General features: G+C 72.3%; 11 protein-coding genes and 1 pseudogene. 11 read left to right on the top strand and 1 reads right to left on the bottom strand.

Going from position 1 to position 14,744, the window contains the following annotated elements:
- The first annotated feature begins 26 nt into the window (after positions 1-26).
- The 5 genes from OHA86_RS13660 to OHA86_RS13640 all read left to right on the top strand — a co-directional run bounded on the left by OHA86_RS13660 (position 27) and on the right by OHA86_RS13640 (position 7,154).
- Positions 27-1,325, top strand: coding sequence for a DUF6716 putative glycosyltransferase (locus OHA86_RS13660; RefSeq protein ID WP_329175356.1), 1,299 nt, complete (start codon positions 27-29; stop codon positions 1,323-1,325).
- A gap of 484 nt (positions 1,326-1,809) precedes the next feature.
- Entirely contained in the window at positions 1,810-3,048 is a 1,239-nt protein-coding gene (locus OHA86_RS13655; protein ID WP_329175354.1) for an acylneuraminate cytidylyltransferase, read from the top strand.
- A 70-nt stretch (positions 3,049-3,118) separates the two neighbouring features.
- Positions 3,119-4,048, top strand: coding sequence for an N-acetylneuraminate synthase family protein (locus OHA86_RS13650; RefSeq protein WP_329182399.1), 930 nt, complete (start codon positions 3,119-3,121; stop codon positions 4,046-4,048).
- A gap of 70 nt (positions 4,049-4,118) precedes the next feature.
- The gene (locus tag OHA86_RS13645) at positions 4,119-5,264 is read left to right on the top strand and encodes a hypothetical protein (protein WP_329175352.1); all 1,146 of its coding nucleotides are present in this window, start codon (positions 4,119-4,121) and stop codon (positions 5,262-5,264) included.
- 327 nt (positions 5,265-5,591) lie between these two features.
- Positions 5,592-7,154, top strand: coding sequence for a glycosyltransferase (locus tag OHA86_RS13640; protein WP_329182398.1), 1,563 nt, complete (start codon positions 5,592-5,594; stop codon positions 7,152-7,154).
- On the opposite strand, the pseudogene OHA86_RS13635 reads toward OHA86_RS13640, so the two are convergent.
- A pseudogene (locus tag OHA86_RS13635) lies at positions 7,151-7,348 on the bottom strand (Uma2 family endonuclease); the annotation flags it as partial. The gene OHA86_RS13640 and the pseudogene OHA86_RS13635 overlap by 4 nt on opposite strands.
- Before the next feature lie 268 nt (positions 7,349-7,616).
- Here OHA86_RS13635 and OHA86_RS13630 point away from each other — a divergent pair.
- The 6 genes from OHA86_RS13630 to OHA86_RS13605 all read left to right on the top strand — a co-directional run bounded on the left by OHA86_RS13630 (position 7,617) and on the right by OHA86_RS13605 (position 14,739).
- The gene (locus tag OHA86_RS13630; RefSeq protein ID WP_329175350.1) at positions 7,617-8,825 is read left to right on the top strand and encodes an amidohydrolase; all 1,209 of its coding nucleotides are present in this window, start codon (positions 7,617-7,619) and stop codon (positions 8,823-8,825) included.
- 153 nt (positions 8,826-8,978) lie between these two features.
- Positions 8,979-10,058, top strand: a complete 1,080-nt coding sequence (locus OHA86_RS13625; RefSeq protein WP_329175348.1) for a BMP family lipoprotein — start codon at positions 8,979-8,981, stop codon at positions 10,056-10,058.
- A gap of 280 nt (positions 10,059-10,338) precedes the next feature.
- On the top strand, positions 10,339-11,943 hold the full coding sequence (locus tag OHA86_RS13620) for an ABC transporter ATP-binding protein (RefSeq protein ID WP_329182397.1): 1,605 nt from the start codon (positions 10,339-10,341) through the stop codon (positions 11,941-11,943).
- On the top strand, positions 11,940-13,049 hold the full coding sequence (locus tag OHA86_RS13615; protein ID WP_329175346.1) for an ABC transporter permease: 1,110 nt from the start codon (positions 11,940-11,942) through the stop codon (positions 13,047-13,049). The genes OHA86_RS13620 and OHA86_RS13615 overlap by 4 nt, the downstream gene beginning before the upstream one ends.
- Positions 13,046-14,332 (top strand): ABC transporter permease, encoded by a 1,287-nt coding sequence (locus OHA86_RS13610; RefSeq protein ID WP_329175344.1) that lies wholly within the window; start codon positions 13,046-13,048, stop codon positions 14,330-14,332. The genes OHA86_RS13615 and OHA86_RS13610 overlap by 4 nt, the downstream gene beginning before the upstream one ends.
- Positions 14,329-14,739 carry a cytidine deaminase gene (locus OHA86_RS13605; RefSeq protein WP_329175342.1) on the top strand — a complete coding sequence of 137 codons (411 nt, stop codon included), beginning with the start codon at positions 14,329-14,331 and terminating at the stop codon, positions 14,737-14,739. The genes OHA86_RS13610 and OHA86_RS13605 overlap by 4 nt, the downstream gene beginning before the upstream one ends.
- The last annotated feature ends 5 nt before the right edge of the window (positions 14,740-14,744 follow it).

Below are 14,744 nucleotides of genomic sequence, written 5' to 3'. Positions count from 1 at the left end.
ACCCGCCTGCTTCCTACTGTCGGCGTGTGCCAGAACGTACGCCAGGCCCCCTGCGGATCACCGTGATCGCCGACTCGGACACCCGGTGGAAATGGGGCGCGCTGACCGCGCGCCGCATCGACCCCGACGCCCGCCTCGACGCACGGCTGCTCCGCGGCCGGGCCACCCCCACCCCGCGGCAGCTCGCCGAACTCGGCATCCCCGCCGACTCGATGGCCGAGTCGACCGCGGCCGAGATCCTGGCGCGGACCCACGCCGGCACCTGCGACGTACTCGTCCTCTCCTGCGTCGGCGGCACCGTCCAGGCCCTGCTGCACGGCCTGTCCCGCGCGTGGGAAGGCCGCGCCCGCCGCCCGGTCGTCGTCACCGGATACGTCGGCGTGGTCTACGAGAAGCTCGCCGACGGGCTGCTGCTGCGCGCCGGAGCGGATGTCGTCCTGGCCAACAGCGCGGACGACGCCCGGCGGTTCAGGGACGTCTACGACGGGGTCGGCCACCCCGCGGGCGCCATCGTCGAGACCGCGCTGCCCTTCCTCGGCGGCGACCCCTACCGGGCCGACGACAGCCGGCCCTTCACCGTCACCTTCGCCGTACAGCCCTCCGTGCCCGACAGCCGCGCCGACCGGCTGCACCTGCTGCGCCGCGCCGTCGAGCACGCCCGGCTGCACCCGTCGCGCGAGGTGCTGGTCAAGCTGCGCAGCAAGCCGGGCGAGCACACCACCCACATCGAGGAGCAGCCCTACCAGAAGCTGGTCGCCGCCCTCGACCCGCCGGCCAACCTGCGGCTGGTCTACGGCAACATGGCCGAGGTCCTGGACCGCACCGACCTGCTGGTGACGGTCAGCTCCACCGCCGCGCTCGAATCGCTGCACCGCGGCATCCCGACGGTGGTCCTCACCGACCTCGGCATCCGCGAGTCCCTGGGCAACCACCACTTCCTGGGGTCCGGCTGCTACGCCTCGTGGGACGAGCTGGACGACGGGCGCATGCCGCGGGCCTCGCAGGAGTGGACCGCGGAGCACGGCGTCGCGAGCAGTGCCCCCTACGCCGCCCTGCGCGGCCGGGTGCGCGCGCTGCTCGACCTGCCGGAGCTTCCTGCGCTGTCCCCCTACTACACGCTGCGCACCGCGCCGGGCTACCTCCCCGGCATCCTGGCCCGCCACGGCCTCACCCCCAAGGGCGAGCCGATCGACGGCTTCACCCCGCGCGAGGCCGGCCCGGTCCGCCAGGCGGTCCGCGAATTCGTCCGCAACTCCGCCCGCACCGCGTACCGCCAGGGCGTCCAGCGGGTGGCCCCCACGATCCGCCGCTGGGGCCAGCTATGACGCTTGCGCTGGCGTGGTCATGGGGCTGCCGCCGCGTCGGCGGCTGCGCTTCCGCCGGGCACGGCGGCTGTGCGGCTCCCCTCCGGCACCGGGGTGCCCCCCGAGGGCGCTGGGGGTACCCCCAGGCGAAGTTCTGGGGGCGGAACTGCGCGAGCAACCCGCCACCGGCCGGTGGTCCGGATGCGACAGCGACAGCCCCTTCCGCCCGGTGGCGACGTGCGGCTTGTCGACGGCCGGCCGCGCAGTTCCCCGCGCCCCTACGGGGCACCCTCCGCCGCGGCGGGACCCCCAGCCCGTGTCAGCGGATGGGCACCCCCTGCCGAAGGGGAACCCCAGCCCCGCGCTGGCGGATGGGCAGCCCCCGCCGCGGCGGGACCCTCACAGCCCCGCGCCGGCGGATGCGTGGGGGAGCCGCAGGACATCGCGCCCCCGGAGGGGGCAACCCGTTCGTGGCGGAGCCGCGAGTGATGACAGGAGCCACCTGATGAGCGAGACGTCCCGCCCGCCGGCGGACCCCACCACCCGGGCCGGAGGCCACACCGTACTGGCCGTCATCCCCGCCCGCGGCGGCTCGAAGGGCGTGCCCGGCAAGAACCTCGCCCCGGTCGGCGGCGTGCCCCTGGTCGCGCGGGCGGTGCTCGCGTGCCTGCGGGCCAGGCGGGTCACCGCGGTCGCCGTGTCCACCGACGACCCGTCGATCGCCGAGGTCGCCAGGACGGCCGGCGCCGAGGTCGTCCTGCGGCCGCCGGCCATCGCGGGCGACACCGCGACCAGCGAGGCCGCGGTCCTGCACGCGATGGACGCGCACGAGGCGAGGACGGGCGCCGCCCCCGACGTGGTGCTGCTGGTGCAGTGCACCAGCCCCTTCATCACCGGCGAGGAGATCGACGGCGTCGTGGCCGCGGTCGTCGAGGGCGGCGCCGACACCGCCCACACCGTCGCCCCCTTCCACGGCTTCATATGGCGCGACCCGGCGGGGGACCCCGCCGGGGGCGACTCCGCCTACGGGGTCAACCACGACAAGGCCACCCGCCCGCGCCGTCAGGACCGGCCGCAGGACCTGCTGGAGACCGGCGCCGCCTACGCCATGCGCGCGGCCGGCTTCCGGGCCGCGGGCCACCGCTTCTTCGGGCGTACCGCGCTGGTCCGCGCCGACTCCGCGAAGGTGCTGGAGATCGACGAGCCCGCCGACCTCCAGCGCGCCCGCGCCCTGGCCCCGCTGCTCGACCCGGCGGCGGCCACCCCGACCGGCGACGACGTCGACGCGGTCGTACTGGACTTCGACGGCACCCAGACCGACGACCGGGTGCTGATCGACGCGGACGGACATGAGGCCGTCACCGTGCACCGCGGTGACGGGCTCGGGATCGCGGCCATGCGCCGTGCGGGACTTCCCGTCCTCATCCTGTCCACCGAGACCAACCCGGTCGTCGCCGCACGGGCGCGCAAGCTCGACGTCCCCGTACTGCACGGCATCGACCGCAAGGACCTCGCGCTCAAGCAGTGGTGCGAGGAGAACGGCATCGCGCCCGAGCGGGTGCTCTACGCCGGCAACGACGTCAACGACCTGCCGTGCTTCGGCCTGGTCGGCTGGCCCGTCGCCGTCGCCGGGGCCCACGACGTCGTACGGGCCGCGGCCCGCGCGATCACCACGGCCGACGGCGGCCACGGAGCGATCCGCGAGATCGCCGCGTGGCTGCTCGGCCCCACTCTGGCCCGCTGACCCGGCCACCTCCCCCCCCGTCAGTCCCGAACACCGTAAGGAACTTCCCGTGACCTCTCCTCTCGCCTCCCTGCCCTCCAACCTCCGCCCGGTCGGCTCCCGCCACATCGGCAACAGCCAGCCCGTGTACATCACCGGCGAGATCGGCATCAACCACAACGGCGACCTGGAGAACGCGTTCGCCCTGATCGACGCGGCCGTCGCCGCGGGCTGCGACGCGGTCAAGTTCCAGAAGCGCACCCCGGAGATCTGCACCCCGCGCGACCAGTGGGAGATCGAGCGGGACACCCCGTGGGGCCGTATGACGTACATCGACTACCGGCACCGCGTCGAGTTCGACGAGGCCGGCTACCGCTCGATCGACGCGTACTGCCGCAAGCGCGGCATCGACTGGTTCGCGTCGCCGTGGGACGTGGAGTCCGTCGCCTTCCTGGAGAAGTTCGACGTGCCCGCGCACAAGGTGGCGTCCGCCTGCCTGACCGACGACGACCTGCTGCGCGCGCTGCGTGCCACCGGCCGCACGGTGATCCTGTCCACCGGCATGTCCACGCCCCGGCAGATACGGCACGCCGTGGAGGTGCTGGGCAGCGCCAACATCGTGCTCTGCCACGCCACGTCGACGTACCCGGCCAAGCACGAGGAGCTGAACCTGCGGATGATCAACACCCTGCAGAACGAGTACCCGAACGTGCCCGTCGGCTACAGCGGCCACGAGGTCGGCCTCCAGACCACGCTGGCCGCCGTCGCGCTCGGCGCGGTCTTCGTCGAGCGGCACATCACCCTCGACCGCGCCATGTGGGGCTCCGACCAGGCCGCGTCCGTCGAGTCGCAGGGCCTGGAGCGGCTGGTCCGCGACATCCGCATCATCGAGACCTCCCTCGGCGACGGCGTCAAGAAGGTCTACGACGGCGAGCTGGGCCCGATGAAGAAGCTCCGCCGGGTCGCCGGCGTGATCGCCGAGGCGGAGGTCGGGGCCGGCGCGGAGCCCGCGTCGGTCTGACCCCGGCACGGCGGCGGCGGAGGCCGCACGGACCACCAGGACCGCACCAAGCGATGACAAGGACGAGTCGATGGCCGACACCCCCGCCTCCGGCACCCTCCCGGCGCCCGACCCGGGCAACGGGGCCGTAGCGCTGGTCGAGTCACCCGTTCAACTGCTCAACGTCCTGGAGTGGGCGCACCTGCACCGCCCCGCGGTCCCCGCCGCCCGCGACGGCCGCGCCCACCACGGCCCGCCCGTACGGGAGTCCGCCGCGCCGCTGACCGTCGTGGTGCTCTCGCCCGCCGACCCGACCAGCCGCGGCCAACTGCGGCGGATGGCCGAACTCGCCCGCGACGAGGGCGCGGTCGTCCGCTGGTACGAGGCCCGCGGCGGCCGGGGCGGCCTGCTGCGTACGGCGCTCGCGCTCGCCCCGCTGCTGCTGCGGGTCAGGCGGCTGGTCATCGGCGACCCGTTCTCGCGGCTGGTGCAGGTGCTGCTGCCGCTGTGCCGGGCCAGGGAGCTGACGGTGGTGGACGACGGCACCGCCACCATGGAGTTCACCGAAATCCTGTGCCGCGGCGGGCGGTTGGTGCGGTGGCACCGCAGCGGGCGGCGGCGCTCCCCGGTGGACGCGGCCTTCGGGGTCTTCGCGTCCGCCGCCAGGCGCCGGCTGACTCCCGGCGGGCGGCGGCACGTCGAACTCTTCAGCGCGATGCCCGCGACGCCGCCGGCCGGGATGGTGCTCGGTGCCAACCGCTTCGCGTGGACCAGGGAGCGCTTCGGGCCGCCGAGCGTGCTCGGCGGCACGGACCTGATCGGGACGTCGCTGGTCGAGACCGGGGTCGTCGACCCCGGCCACTACCTGGCGGTGGTCGCGGAACTGGCCCGGCGGCACGGGGCGAAGCGGTATTTCGCGCACCGCAAGGAGGCGCCGGACAAGCTGCGCCTGCTCGCCGCCGAGACCGGCCTGGAGATCGTCCGGCCCGACCTGCCGCTCGAACTCGTCGCCCGGCGCGGGCCGACCGGGCGGAAGGTGCTGTCGTTCCCCTCGACGGTCGTCCATACGCTGCCGCTCGTGCTGGACGGTACGGGGGTGGACATCGAGGTCGTCGACATCGACCCGGCCTGGCTCACGTCGGGGGCGGCCCCCCGGGCCCACACGTTCCTCGCGGGTATCACCCACTCGGCCCGCAACCTCCACAACCTGCCTCCGGCGGCCACCCGCACGACGTGACGTGCCGTCTCCGGCAGAGGAACGCTGCCCCGCAGGCAAGGGCGCCCCGCGGGGGCGCGGGGAACCGCGCGCTCAGCCTCGATGCCGCCGCGGGCAAGCACGCACCGCAGGGGCACCCCCCCAACGTGTGCGGGGAACCGCGCGATCGGCCACAGCGCGGCGGCACTGTGAACGCCACAGAAAGCGGTACCCGCCCAGGGGCGCGGGGACCCGCGCGACAAGCCCCCACCGGGCAGCAGGTGTGAAGCCCGACAGCCGCCCCGCAGGGGCTCGTTCGCCTCGCGTCCAACCGGACGTAACCCAATGATCATCTCCGTGGTGTCACATATGGGAATGGCGGGATCTTTACGCGGGCCGACCCCCGCACACCCCTCGGACCCGGAACCCTCCGCTCCTGCGGCGCGAGCCGCACGCGACGCGTGCGTCGCCGTCGTCACCGGCGGCGGTGTCGACGGCGACTCCCGGGCCCTGAGGGTCGCGGCAGCCGCACGCACCGCGGGCTACCGCGTGACCTTGGTGGGCCAGGCGCCCGCCACCGTGGCGCCGCGCGGCATCGACGTACGGCGGGTCGTCGTCCAGGGCGTCCTGGGCAACCACCGGGTGCGGCGCCCGCGCCCGGGACTGCGCTGGCCGTTCGCGTACCGCAGCGCCGGCGCGCACGACCACCGGACGGTCCGACTCGCCGCCGCCCGCGCGCTGCTGGTGACACGGTCGGCGGAACTCAACCTGGTGCACCGCCCGTTGCCGCTGCTGGCGCTGGCCAGATGCGGCCACGCGCTGGCCTGGCTGCGTTACGGGCTACGGGCCGGCTGGACCCGGGTGCGGGCCGCGCAGTACCAGGCCGCCGTACGCCGCCGGCGCAGCCCCGACGCGCGGCTCGACAACCTGATGACGGACGTCACCCGGCTGCTGCTCGGCCGCCGGGCCTGGCGCCGCCTCGACCCCGGCCTGCTCGACGAGGAGGTCGCGTACGGACCGGTGCTCGACGAGGTGCGCCCGCATCTGATCCACGCGCTGGGCCACCGGGCGCTGGGCGTCGCGATCAGGGCGGCGCTGCGCGCGGAAGGCGCCGGCCACCGGATCGAGGTGGTGTGGGACGTACCGCCGCGCACCCCGGGCCCGTCCCGCCGGGCCACCGTCGCGGGTGACGCGCACGAGCGGTCCTTCGCCCGCGAGGCGGACGGCGTCGTCACGGTCGGCGAGGGCCTGGCCCGCGAGCTGCGGGCCAGGCACCGGCTGTCGGCGACCCCCGCGGTCGTACGCAACGCCCCGCCGCTGGCCGCGACCACGGCCCGGCACCCGCACGGCGTACGGGACCGCTGCCGCCTGGGTCCCGACGTACCGCTGCTGGTCCACGCGGGACCCGTCACACCCGACCGCGGACCGGCCACCGTCATCGAGGCGCTGCCCAAGCTCTACGACCTGCACGCCGCCTTCGTCGTCCCCGACCCTGACCACCCCGACCTGGCCGCCCTGCGCGAACGCGCCGCCCAGCTCGGCGTCGACGGGCGGCTGCACGTGCTGCCGTACGTGCCGGTCGCGGAGATCCCGGCGTTCCTGGCGTCGGCCGACATCGGCGTCCTGCCGGTGCACAAGCTCCCGCACCACCAGTCGGTGCTGGCCACCCGCTACTTCGAGTACGCCCACGCGCGGCTGCCCGTGGTGGTCAGCGATGTCCGCGCGATGGCCGCGGCGACCCTGGAACTGGGCAACGGCGAGGTCTTCCGCGCCGCCGACACCGCCGATTTCGTCCGCGCGGTCGGCGCGGTCCTGACCAACCCGCGCCGCTACCGCAAGGCCTACGACCGCGTCGACATCCTCCGCACCTGGTCCTGGCAGACCGAATCCACCCCCCTCCTCGACCTCTACGCCCGCCTCCTCGGCCCTTAGGGCGTCAGCGCGTCGAGGTCGAGGGAGATGTCGAAGGGGACCGGGCGCTTGAGGCCGTGCCGGAAGACGCCCGCGGGCGCGTACGCCCCGGTCGGCCGGTCCAGCTCGTAGACGTGGACGGCGACGGTGCCGTCCTCGTCCTCGACGCACCAGTAGTGCGCGATGCCGGCCTCCGCGTATGTGCGCGGCTTGACCGCCAGCCGAGCGACAGCGTCCTGCCTGGGGCTTCACGTCGTCGTCACATGAGTGCCGTAGGTTGTCACCAGCCGTCACGGAAGCGCCGGGCGTATCAGTGGGCGTTGCCTCGCGGGCGGGTGCTCGTTGAGCGAGTATGGGTGTGTTCGTGTCCGAACCCCAAAAGGGTGGGCATACCCCAGAGGATGACCGGGTATGCGCTGATCGGGCGACTTCTTCTCCTCCTACTGCACTTAATTTTGTCCGATCAGCCCAGAGGAGCCGGTCATGGGGCCTACCCTGACTGGGGTGAACGACTCACCCGCAGCGCCGTCCGGTGCGCTGTCCGAAACACTGCGCCATGAGCTCATCGCCTTCCGACGTGACCTGCACCGGCACCCGGAGCTGAGCCGGCAGGAGTTCAGGACGACCGGAAAGATCAAGGCCAGGCTCGAACTGGCCGGGCTGAACCCGGTCGTGCTGCCCGGCGGCACCGGCCTGGTCTGCGACATCGGGCCCGACGACCCGACCCGGGGGCGGCTGGCGCTGCGCGCCGACATCGACGCTCTTCCGGTGCCGGACACCAAGAACGTGGAATACCGCTCGACCGTCGAGGGCCGGGCGCACGCCTGCGGGCACGACGTGCACGCCACCGTCGTGCTCGGCGCGGGCCTGGTGCTGGCGGACCTGGCGGCGCAGGGCCGGCTGCCGCGCCCGGTGCGGCTGGTCTTCCAGGCGGCCGAGGAGGTCATGCCCGGCGGCGCGCTCGACGCGGTGAAGGCCGGCGTGCTCGACGGGGTGGAACGTATCTTCGCCGTCCACTGCGACCCCAAGGTCGAGGTCGGCAGGATCGGCCTGCGGCAGGGCCCGATCACCTCGGCGGCCGACAAGCTGCTGCTCACCCTGGACGGCCCCGGCGGGCACAGCGCCCGGCCGCATCTGACCACCGACCTGGTGATGGCCGCCGCCAAGCTGGCCACCGAGCTGCCGGTCGTGCTGACCCGCCGCGCCGACCCGCGCTCGGGCCTGAGCGTGGTGTGGGGCCGTATCGAGGCCGGCCACGCGGCGAACGTCATCCCGCAGCACGCCGAGCTGGAGGGCACCGTCCGCTGCCTGGAGCTGACCGCCTGGCACGAGGCGCCCGACTTGGTGCACGAGGTGATCGACCAGGTCGCCGCGATGTACCGGGCCAAGTGCGAGATCACGTACCAGCGCGGGGTGCCGCCGGTGGTGAACGAGGCGGTGTCGACCGAGCTGCTGCGGGACGCGATGACCGCGCGGCACGGCCTGCACGCGGTGGAGGACACCGAGCAGAGCCTCGGCGGCGAGGACTTCTCCTGGTATCTGGAGCAGGTGCCCGGCGCGCTCGCCCGGCTCGGGGTGCGGCCGGTGGGGGACACCGTCAAGCGTGATCTGCACCAGGGCGACTTCGACGCCGACGAGGGCGCGATCACGGTCGGTGTGGAGCTGTTCACCGGGGTTGCGCTGCTGGTCTGACACCGGGTGAGGCCATGGCTACGGGAGCTTCACCTGGCGGAAATGCGTCGATCCGATAACAGGCCTTCATACGGTCTTTACCTGACATCTACGCGCGTTAAGCTCCCGCTTAGCCAGCGCCGGACGGGGCGCTTCGAACCGAAGGGGACCCTCTTGCGCCGGGTATCCAAGATCGCTGCCGCGGGTGTGGTCTCCGCGGCTCTCGCACTGACCGCGACCGCGTGCGGCAGCAGCACCACGTCGGACAGCGGCTCGACGGGCGGCAGCGGCTCCAGCAGCAGCTCGTCCGGTGGCGGCGGCAAGACCAAGGGCGTGGGCATGGCCTACGACGTCGGCGGCCGTGGCGACCACTCCTTCAACGACTCCGCGGCCCGCGGCCTGGACAAGGCCGACGGCGAGCTGAAGCTGGACTCGAAGGAGCTGACCGCCGCCAACGGCGAGACCGAGTCGGACCGCGTGGAGCGGCTCGACTCGCTCGCCGCGGCCGGCTACAACCCCGTTGTCGCGGTCGGCTACACCTACGGTACGGCCGTCACGACGGTCGCCAAGAAGTACCCGAACGTGACGTTCGGCCTGGTCGACTCGGTCGTCGACGCGCCGAACGTGGACAGCATGGTCTTCGCCACCGAGCAGAGCTCGTACCTGGCCGGTGTGGCCGCCGCGCTCAAGTCCAAGACCGGCAAGGTCGGCTTCATCGGCGGTGTGCAGAACACCCTGATCGGCACCTTCGACGCCGGCTTCGCGCAGGGCGTCAAGGACACCAAGCCCAGCGTCCAGCTGACCCGCGAGTACCTGTACAAGACCGACCCGCGCGGCTTCAACGACGCGACGTCGGCCGCCGCCAAGGCCCAGGGCATGCTGGACAAGGGCGTCGACGTGATCTACACCGCCGCCGGCCTGTCCGGTGACGGCTCGATCCAGAAGGTGGCCGGCAAGTCCGGTGCCTGGGCGATCGGCGTGGACTCCGACCAGTACACCGACACGGCGCTGGCGAAGTACAAGAACAGCATCCTCACCTCGGCGATCAAGAACGTCGACGTGGCGGTCTACGACCTGATCAACTCGGTGAAGAAGGACAACAAGCCGAAGGTCGGCACCAACTCCTACGACCTCGCCAACAACGGTGTGTCGCTCGCGACCTCCGGCGGCTTCATCGCCGACATCCAGTCGCAGATCGACGCGGCCAAGCAGAAGATCGTCTCGGGTCAGGTCAAGGTGAGCTCCACCCCGTGAAGCACGTGAGCCACGTGTTCCACTGCGGGTGAGCCGGTACGGCCTGCGAGGCCCGGCGGGGATGCTGCGGCAGCCCCCGCCGGGCCTCGGTCGCGGTCCGGGCCGGTTTGGTCCCGGCCTGTCCCGGTCCGGCCCCGGACCCTTCCCGGTCCCCGCCCCGCTTCCGTCCGGGTCGTGACGATTCCGTGCTGTGAAAAGCCGACGCTACGCGCGTAGCGTCTCTTTCCCGCGATACCTTCACCACCACCGCCCCGAGCCTTTCCCCCGAGGAGAGTGCGCCATCAACGCGTCCACGAGTCCACCCGCCGTCGAGCTGCGCGGCATCACCAAGCGGTTCCCCGGTGTCGTCGCCAACCACGACATCGACATCACCGTGCGCAGCGGCACCGTGCACGCCCTCGTGGGCGAGAACGGCGCCGGCAAGTCCACCCTGATGAAGATCCTCTACGGCATGCAGAAGCCGGACGAGGGCACCATCGCGATCCACGGCGAACAGGTCGTCTTCGGCGACCCGGGCGACGCCATCGCCCGCGGCATCGGCATGGTGCACCAGCACTTCATGCTCGCCGACAACCTCACCGTGCTGGAGAACGTCGTCCTCGGCAGCGAGAAGGCGTACGGCATCGGCGGACGCGCCCGCGCCCGTATCAAGGAGATCTCCGACTCCTACCAGCTCGGCGTGCGGCCCGACGCGCTCGTCGAGGACCTGGGCGTCGCCGACCGCCAGCGGGTGGAGATCCTCAAGGTCCTCTACCGCGGCGCCCGCATCCTGATCCTGGACGAGCCGACCGCGGTCCTGGTGCCGCAGGAGGTCGACGCGCTCTTCGAGAACCTGCGCGGCCTGAAGTCCGAGGGCCTGACCGTCATCTTCATCTCGCACAAGCTCGGCGAGGTGCTGTCGGTCGCCGACGAGATCACCGTCATCAGGCGCGGCACCACGGTCGGCGAGGCCGACCCGCGCACGACCACCGCCAAGCAGCTCGCCGAGCTGATGGTCGGCAGTGAACTCCCCTCGCCCGAGACCCGCGAGTCCACCGTCACGACCGAGCCGATGCTCACCGTGGAGGGCCTGCGGCTGTTCGAGACCGACTCCGACGGCGTCGAGCGGACCGTGCTGGACGACATCGGCTTCACCATCCACAAGGGCGAGGTCCTCGGCATCGCGGGCGTCGAGGGCAACGGGCAGGCCGAACTGGTCGAGGCCGTCATGGGCATGCGCGCCCTGAACTCCGGCGTGCTGACCCTGGACGGCCGGAACATCTCCCGGGCCCCCACCCGCTCCCGCCGCGAGGACGGCATCGGCTACATCCCCGAGGACCGGCACCGGCACGGGCTGCTGCTCGAAGCGCCGCTGTGGGAGAACCGCATCCTCGGCCACGTCACCGAGCGCCCCAACAGCCGCGGCTTCCTGATCGACCCGGGCGCCGCCCGCCGCGACACCGAGCGGATCGTCAAGGACTACGACGTCCGTACGCCCGGTATCGAGGTGACCGCCGCGTCGCTGTCCGGCGGCAACCAGCAGAAGCTGATCGTCGGCCGTGAGATGAGCCACCTGCCGAAGCTGCTGATCGCCGCGCACCCCACCCGGGGCGTGGACGTCGGCGCGCAGGCGCAGATCTGGGACCAGATCAGGGCCGCCCGCCGGGAGGGCCTGGCGGTGCTGCTGATCTCCGCCGACCTCGACGAGCTGATCGGCCTGTCCGACACGCTGCGGGTGATGTACCGCGGCCGGCTGGTCGCGGACGCCGACCCCGCCACCATCACCCCGGAGGAGCTGGGTTCGGCCATGACCGGAGCGGCCGCGGGCCACCTCGAACACGAGCCGGAGGCGCCTGGCGGCACAGGGCCGTCCGGAGACGACACGTCCGGGGGAGAGGACCGATGAAGAAGTTCGACAAGGACCGGGTGCTGCTCGGCCTCGCCGCCCCGGTGCTCTCCGTGCTGGGCGCGCTGATCGTCACCGGCCTGGTGCTGCTGGCCAGCGGCAAGGAGCCCTTCCACGCCTTCCACGTGATGCTGACCTACGGCAGCAAGTCCGACAGCCAGGTCTACATCCTCAACAAGGCGACCCCGTACTACCTCTCGGGTCTCGCGGTGGCCATCGGCTTCCGGATGAACCTGTTCAACATCGGTGTCGACGGGCAGTACCGGCTCGCCGCCTTCTTCGCCGCCGCCGTCGGCGGCTCGATGTCGATCCCCGGCTTCATCCAGATCCCGATCATCATCCTCACCGCGATGGTGGTGGGCGCCGCGTGGGCGGCGATCGCCGGTGTGCTCAAGGTGACCCGCGGGGTCAGCGAGGTCATCTCGACGATCATGCTCAATTCGATCGCGGGTATCGTCATCGGGTACTTCCTGCAGGACGGCAGACTCGGTGTGACCAACAAACTGGCCAACACCATCACCACCAAGCCGATCCCGTCCAGCAGCCACCTGTTCAACTTCACCACCGCCACCGACCCGGTGGTCGGCTTCATCGTCTTCGCGGGCCTGGCCGGTGTCCTGTACTGGTTCGTGCTGTCCCGCACCCGCTTCGGCTTCGACCTGCGCTCGGTCGGCCGCTCGGAGTCCGCGGCGCAGGCCAGCGGGGTCAGCGTGAAGAAGATGGTGGTGGTCAGCATGCTGATCTCCGGCGCGATGGCCGGCCTGGTCGGCATGTCGACGCTGCTCAACCAGTCCTACCAGTTCAGCACCGACTTCCCGGCCGGTATCGGCTTCACCGGTATCGCGGTCGCGCTGCTCGGCCGCAACAACCCCATCGGCATCGCGATCGGCGCGCTGCTGTGGGCCTTCCTCGAACGCGCCTCCAACGGCCTGGAGTTCGAGGGGTACGACAAGGAGATCGTCGGTGTGATCCAGGGCGCCATCGTGCTCGCGGTCGTCATCGCCTACGAACTCGTACGCCGCTACGGCCTCGCACGGCAGCAGCGCCAGGTCGGAGCGGAACTCGCCGCGGCCGGCTCCGACGACAAGCAGGAGGTGTCGGCGTGACTGCCACCGCTACTCAGACCCCGCCGCCTGCCGCACCCCGGACCGGCGGTGGCAGGGGCGGCAGGCACCGGCTCTCCGTCCCGGTGGTCCTGCTGATCGTGGCCGCCGCGCTGATAGTGATCTCCGCGGTGCGCGCCATCGCGGGCGCCGACGACGTCACCTCCTCCGGCCAGATCGCCGGCGCGCTGACCGGCGCCGTACCGATCGCGCTCGCCGGTCTCGGCGGCCTGTGGTCGGAGCGGGCCGGCGTGGTCAACATCGGCCTCGAAGGGATGATGATCCTCGGCACCTTCTTCGGCGCCTGGGCCGGCTGGAGCCTCAACCCGTGGATGGGCGTGCTCGCCGGTGTCCTCGGCGGCATGGCGGGCGGCCTGCTGCACGCGGTCGTCACCGTCACCTTCGGCGTCGACCACATCATCGCCGGTGTGGCGATCAACATCCTGGCCGCCGGCGTCACGGCGTATCTCGCCAAGCGCATCTTCAACGTCGGCAAGGCGGCCAGCGAGGGCGGCACCCCCAAGCAGTCGCCACCGATCGAGGACATCAAGTCCTTCACCGTGCCCGGCCTCTCGCACTGGCTGTCCACGCTGGAGAAGCACCACTGGTTCCTGATCTCCGACCTGGCCGGCGTCATCGGCGGCCTGGTCACCAACATCTCCTCGCTGACGCTGCTCGCCGTGGCGCTCTTCGTGGGCACCTTCTTCGTGCTGTGGCGTACGTCCTTCGGCCTGCGGCTGCGCTCCTGCGGTGAGAACCCGGTGGCCGCGGAATCGCTCGGCGTCAACGTCTACCTGTACAAGTACGTGGCCGTGACGGTCTCCGGCGGCCTCGCCGGACTCGGCGGCGTCTTCCTCGCCATCGGCACGCACTTCTACCTCGAAGGCCAGACCAGCGGGCGCGGCTACATCGGCCTCGCCGCGATGATCTTCGGCAACTGGCGGCCCGGCGGACTGGCCATGGGCGCGGGCCTGTTCGGCTACGCCGACAGCCTCCAGCTGCGCAGCGGCAGCGACTCGGTGCACGCGCTGCTCCTGCTGCTCGCCGTGCTGCTGCTGGCGATGGCGATCTGGAAGTACGTCCGCAAGGCGTACCTGTCGGCCGGCTTCGCGATCGGCTTCGCGGTGCTGCTGGCCGTCTGGTACGTGACCACCGACACCGTCCCCGACGAGGTCGTCCAGGCCTCGCCGTACGTCGCGACGCTGCTGGTCATGGGCCTGTCCGCGCAACGGCTGCGGATGCCCAAGGCGGACGGCCTGCCCTACCGGAAGGGGCAGGGCGGATGACGCGGCCCGCACCCGGCGCCGAGGTCGACTGGGAAGCGCTGCGGTCCGCCGCCCGGGACATCATGGAGCGGGCCTACGCGCCCTACTCCGGCTTCCCGGTCGGCGCCGCGGCCCTGGTCGACGACGGGCGTACGGTCGTCGGCTGCAATGTCGAGAACGCGGCCTACGGGGTCGCGCTGTGCGCCGAATGCGGCCTGGTCTCCGCCCTGCACGCCTCGGGCGGCGGCCGGCTGACCGCCTTCAGCTGCGTGGACCGGCACGGCGACCCGCTGATGCCGTGCGGGCGCTGCCGCCAGCTGCTGTGGGAGAACGGCGGCCCCGCGCTGCTGGTCGACACCGCGGCCGGGGTACGCCCGATGAGCGAGATCCTGCCGGACGCCTTCGGCGCGGACGACCTCGGCCGGTAGGCCGT

The organism is Streptomyces sp. NBC_01477, from assembly GCF_036227245.1.
In the GTDB taxonomy this organism is placed as follows: Bacteria; Actinomycetota; Actinomycetes; order Streptomycetales; family Streptomycetaceae; genus Actinacidiphila.
This window is presented reverse-complemented; position numbering and strand designations above follow the sequence as displayed.